We start from the raw sequence: 5,208 nt of genomic DNA on the forward strand, positions 1-5,208 counted from the left end.
AGAAGCCCTCTGTGTTCCGCTGCAAGGTCGATACGAAATCGTTGGCATGTTGTATGTCGACACTTACACCACGCCAGGCGAACTGGTTCGCAAGGGCGGGGCAACGCGTTTCCACGATGAACACTTGCGGCTGATCACCGCCGTGGGACATCAAGCCGCACTCGCGATCGAAGACACGTTTTATTACTCAGCACTCCTCCAGGGCGAACGCTTGGCCGCCATGGGGCAAACCATCGCGACGCTATCACACCACATCAAGAACATCCTGCAAGGCGTTCGAGGTGGCAGCTACTTGATCGAATCAGGGTTGCAAAAGAACGACACCGAAGCGATTCGTAAAGGTTGGTCGATTGTTGATCGCAATCAGGAGCGAATCAGCAACCTCGTGCTCGACATGCTGACGTTCTCGAAAGAACGCGAACCGGAACTGCAAGAAGGCAACCTCAACGAAGTCGTCAGTGATGTGGTCGAGCTCATGCAGAGCAGGGCAGGGCAGGGCGAAATCGATTTGGTGTCAGACCTGGAAGCCACACTGCCGATCGCAACCTTTGACGGCGAGGCCATTCACCGCGCTGTCCTGAACCTGGTCACCAATGCCATCGACGCGGCTTCCAAGCAGGTGTTGGTCAAAACATTTTACGATGCTGCTCAAGGCTGGATCGTGGATGTGGAAGACGACGGTGAAGGCGTTCCCGAAGAAGACCGCGAACAAATCTTCTCGCTGTTTGAATCCAAGAAAGGTGCTCGTGGAACCGGGTTGGGCCTGCCCGTCAGCGCCAAAATCCTGCGTGAACACGGTGGTTCTTTGACCGTCGAAGACTCGCCCAGTGGCGGAGCTCGTTTTCGAATGATCCTGCCTGCCACCGGCACCGACATTAACGAACTCTCACGCAGCGAGACCCAAGCGTAGGCACGGCTAGAACGGCGTGAAGGACAGTTGAAGATTGAAGATTCACCCTCCAACTTAACTGCCTACACCAGGGAGAAGCTTTACCATCTGGGACTTTGGAGAACGATTTCCTCTCCTTGCATCCAAACGAGCTTCCCATGAAAACCGCTTGTGCTTCCGTGGCCGTCATGCTGCTCGCCACAACGTTTGCCTTTGACGCTCAATCAGACGAGCCCCCCAACCCCACAAAAACCGTTGCAGGGCAAACCCAGCTTAGGAAGCAACTGATTCAGACGCTCGAGGAGATCGACAAGCTGCGACTGGCCGAATACCAAGAGAGAGGGGCATCCGATTGCGTCCAATGCCGTCACTTGAACTGCAACGAGTCAAAGAACTCCGAAGGTTTGTCCAGCTCACTCTCGTTTGAAACTGGCTCACGCTGGCCTCCGACTAAGTCTCGAATCTCGGAGTAGGGTGAGTAGGTTGCCACGACGAGGTTTCCCTCGTGCAGATAAACCTCACAGGGCGATCCCTTCAGGAAACCCGCCCCGGATTGCATGGTGCCGGCAATTCCATCGACACCGGATCGAGTGATGGGGTGCGAACTGGACAACCGGATCAGCATGTCCTGCGCCAACTCTTCAATGGAGATGTTGGGAGGAATGGCGGCAGGCAACTGGGCCACCACCAGCGAATACTGAGATCCAGTTTCTTTCCTTCTGCCCATTAACTCATGAACCGTTGTTCCGGGGAACTGCTGGGACTTGTCTCGTCGATCTTCGCCGGCCGGCATGTTGATCGTGTAGCCTTTGAATTGCACCGATGTCCAACCGCTGTGACGCGACCCTAGATATTTGATCGCAAAAACTCCTCCTGCACACAACAAGACGCACAACACCCCAAGGCCTGCGATCGTGCTGATGATCTTCACAACCGCTTTGGATCCACCATCTCGCTTTTTCGCGGCTTTGGGCGGTTGGTAAACGGTGACCGGTCCCGAGGGACGAAAGACCGAGCTCGGCGGTGCCGCTGCTGAAGAACCTGAACCTGGCAGGTTATCAAACAGATTTTCTTCGGGAACATGGACCGTCACAGGAGCCCGCACGGAGAGCATCAGCTCGCACTTCGGGCACTTCACCTTCAACGCCCCCGTCGCGACGGGAAGCTGCAAGGTCGTCTTGCAACGAGGGCACACGATACGATGTCCGGTCATCGAAACTCCCACGTGGTCCATCACGCGAGAAGTGATGCGACGGTCAATAAGGTTCCGACATCAGTCTAACCCAACGCAGCAGCGAGTGCTTCTCGCATCACCGGCAGCACACGGTCTTTGACCTCATCAAGCGTGCCTTCCAAGAACGCTCCCGCGGCGGCTTTGTGCCCACCGCCACCGAACTGACGTGCAACTTCATTGCAATCCAGTCCACATCGACTGCGGAAACTCAGCTTGAATCCACCTCGCACTTGCCCCACAAAAATGACGGCGGCTTGGGTGCCGCGAATGGCCAAGGTCAAGTTGATCGAGTCTTCCGTGTCATTGGGCTGCGCACCACACAACTCAAAGTCATCTTTGTTGACGTAGGTGTAAACCAAAGTGCCGTCCATCTCCGTGGTGGTTCGAGAAAGAATCAGCCCGCGAAGTTTCAGTCGACCGAGCGTGTCCCGCTCATACAAATCCCCGTAAACCTCACTAGGAACCACGCCTGCATCAATCAAACGACCGATCGTTCGATAGGTGTCTGACGTGACACTTGGGAACCGGAACCATCCCGTGTCGGTTGCAATGGCAGCAAACAAAGGTGTCGCCATCGTTCGCGTCAGAGGCACGTTGAGCGCGTCGGCGGCCTGCACCACCAAATGCCCGGTCGCTTCGGACTGGTAGTCCTTGTACATCCTCGCACCAAGCTCGTCTTCGCCCACGTGGTGATCGAGCACCATCTTGTCCGCGCGAGACGCACGGATGACATCGCCCATGTCGCCGAGTTGTGCCCATGCACTGGTGTCAAGAATCATGATGCAATCCGCTTTCACGTCTTCGGCTTCCACTGAATCCCCCAGCACCTCGATGTTGCCAGCGGGGTCCAAGAACGAAAGAGCGGGCGGAGTTCGGTGAGCGTTGATGATGCGAACGTCTTTTCCAATCGCTCGCAAGACTTCCGCCATCCCCAATTCGCTACCCAATGCATCGCAGTCGGGTCGAATGTGGCTGACCAAGACAAACGATTGATAGTGCTTGAGTTGTTCAACGAACGCTTTCCAGTTGACTCCCACGAGCGGATCTTTCATTCAAGGATGAGAAGGCAGAGACGAAACGGTCTCTCGTACGGTTTGCAAATCAATCTGCAGTTGTAGTTTCAAAGCGGAAGCATCGGCAAACTTCTGCACGCTCCGGACTTGGCTCAGCAAAGTCAGCGTGACCGTTTTGCCATAAAGATCGCCATCATAGTCGAGCAGATGAGCTTCAATTTTGGTTTCCTGGCGTTCATCAAATGTTGGATTGGGACCAATGTGAACCGCCGCAGGATGGACCGGTCGGTCATGAGTTCCTTCGAAAGCAGCCAGCGCTGCATACACGCCGTGTTCAGGAATCAATGTTTCAACGCCGTCCAGATTGGCCGTGGGGAATCCCAGCGTTCGACCTCGCTGTGCCCCGGTCGTCACGGTCCCGGTCAAACAGTACCGGCTGCCGAGCATTTGGTTGGCCAGCGAGATATCACCCGAGGCGATCGCTTCACGCACTCGCGAACTGCTGACCAAGCGTTCGTCACGAACCGACGGGACCACAATTTCCACATCAATCTGACGTTCTTCGGCCAACTCTTTCAGACGCGTTGTGTTACCAGCTCGATCGCGTCCAAAGAAAAAGTTGGGCCCTTCAATGATCGCTTTGCCCGACAACTGCTCCACGATCAATCGCTGAAAAAACTCTTCGGCGGTCTGATTCAAAAATTCTCGAGTCGCCTCGCAAACGAGCAGGTGATCGATCCCCAATTCGGACATCAACTCCGCCCGGCGGGGCAGGGTGGTCAGCTTGGGCGGCGCCCCATGCGGCCGCAGCACCGACGCTGGATGCGGATCCATCACGACCGCGATCGCTTTGCCGCCGACCCGATCCGCATGCCGCCGAACTCGTTCCAGCAAAACGCGGTGCCCCAGATGCACCCCATCAAAGTTGCCAATGCTGATTGCGCCTCCTTGAAGCGATTGATGCAGGTCGGGTTCGCCCGCGAGGTCGCTCAAGTGGATCAGGGAAGTCATTCAATCGGGGCAGGGCAGGGGAGAAACAAATGGAATCAGGTGGCGCGTGCTCAGTATGCCTGATTCACTTCGTTTTCGTCAGATCCCATCACCATGCCCCGAGTCCGTCGTCATTTCATCCGCGACGACGGCCAGCGTATCCACAACATGCAGAGCCGTCATTCCCGCCAGACTGAAACGCGCCGCCGCCTCATCTCCGCTCCGGCCATGAATCCAGACGCCCAACCTCGCCGCCTCGGGACCGCTCAGCCCTTGCCCCAGCAACGAGGTCACGATACCAGTCAACACGTCGCCGCACCCCGCGGTCGCCATCCCTGGATTGCCGGTCGTGTTCTGCCAAACCGAACCCGCTTGGCCGTCCCGCTTCGCCACGACATGCGACGGGCCGCCTTTGACGACGATCGTCAGCCCCAATCGCTGCGACAATTCTTCCGCTGCCTTGAGCTGCGCGTCGACGTCCTTTGCGGAAGCTCCCGTCAATCGTTGCAGTTCACCTGGGTGCGGCGTCAACACGCACGCTGCATCGTCGCTGCTTCGCTTGAATCGGTCGTCACCAAACCAGTCCTGCTCCGCAATGATGTTCAGCGCATCGGCATCGAGCACCAACGGCAGATCCTTTTTCGCAAGCAAACCAGCAACAATCGCGGCACTCCCGGATCCCGTTGTGATCCCGGGGCCACAGCCCACCGCGTTTTGAGCGGCCAAGCGATCCTGGATCGATTCCCACGCCGACTCCGCAAACCGTTGCCCGTCGTCGGTCAGACCGATGGTCATCAACGCAGGATGAAATCCGGCGACGCAGTCCAAAATGCGATCCGGAACCGCAGCCGCTACCAACCCCGATCCGGTGTGCAGCGCTGCGATGGACGACAGCGAGATCGATCCCGCCATGCCTCGCGAGCCACCGACCAACAACACTCGACCAAAATTGCCTTTGTGAGCGGACTCTTCTCGCCCCGGAATCCGCAGCGGCGGTGGGTTGGTAGACTGAGTCAGAATGGTTGGCGTCACAGAGGATGACATTTGAGGCTCGCAGAGGGTCGATCATGACATGCAAATGA

General features: G+C 57.0%; 5 protein-coding genes. 1 reads left to right on the forward strand and 4 read right to left on the reverse strand.

Annotation, left to right across the window (positions count from 1 at the left end; all coding sequences use genetic code 11):
- Positions 1-910 (forward strand): ATP-binding protein (locus ACF8AM_RS22110; protein ID WP_392557736.1); only part of this gene is annotated, 910 nt, incomplete at its 5' end.
- A gap of 346 nt (positions 911-1,256) precedes the next feature.
- Here the strand turns inward: ACF8AM_RS22110 and ACF8AM_RS22115 are convergent.
- From ACF8AM_RS22115 to ACF8AM_RS22130, 4 genes are all read right to left on the reverse strand, one after another.
- A complete protein-coding gene (locus tag ACF8AM_RS22115; protein WP_392557737.1) occupies positions 1,257-2,102 on the reverse strand; it encodes a hypothetical protein in 846 nt (281 codons plus the stop codon).
- A 65-nt stretch (positions 2,103-2,167) separates the two neighbouring features.
- On the reverse strand, positions 2,168-3,160 hold the full coding sequence (locus ACF8AM_RS22120; protein ID WP_392557740.1) for a bifunctional oligoribonuclease/PAP phosphatase NrnA: 993 nt from the start codon (positions 3,158-3,160) through the stop codon (positions 2,168-2,170).
- Between the two features lie 15 nt (positions 3,161-3,175).
- The gene (locus tag ACF8AM_RS22125; RefSeq protein ID WP_392557738.1) at positions 3,176-4,147 is read right to left on the reverse strand and encodes a bifunctional riboflavin kinase/FAD synthetase; all 972 of its coding nucleotides are present in this window, start codon (positions 4,145-4,147) and stop codon (positions 3,176-3,178) included.
- A 78-nt stretch (positions 4,148-4,225) separates the two neighbouring features.
- On the reverse strand, positions 4,226-5,170 hold the full coding sequence (locus ACF8AM_RS22130) for an NAD(P)H-hydrate dehydratase (protein ID WP_392557739.1): 945 nt from the start codon (positions 5,168-5,170) through the stop codon (positions 4,226-4,228).
- Positions 5,171-5,208 lie beyond the last annotated feature (38 nt).

This window comes from Rhodopirellula sp. JB055 (genome assembly GCF_043100905.1).
Taxonomy (GTDB): Bacteria; Planctomycetota; Planctomycetia; order Pirellulales; family Pirellulaceae; genus Rhodopirellula.

Bases quoted from the DNA above. Each gene is read 5' to 3' on its own strand.
- ACF8AM_RS22115 (WP_392557737.1), bottom strand. From the start codon at position 2,102: ATGACCGGACATCGTATCGTGTGCCCTCGTTGCAAGACGACCTTGCAG.
- ACF8AM_RS22125 (WP_392557738.1), bottom strand. From the start codon at position 4,147: ATGACTTCCCTGATCCACTTGAGCGACCTCGCGGGCGAACCCGACCTG.
- ACF8AM_RS22130 (WP_392557739.1), bottom strand. From the start codon at position 5,170: ATGTCATCCTCTGTGACGCCAACCATTCTGACTCAGTCTACCAACCCA.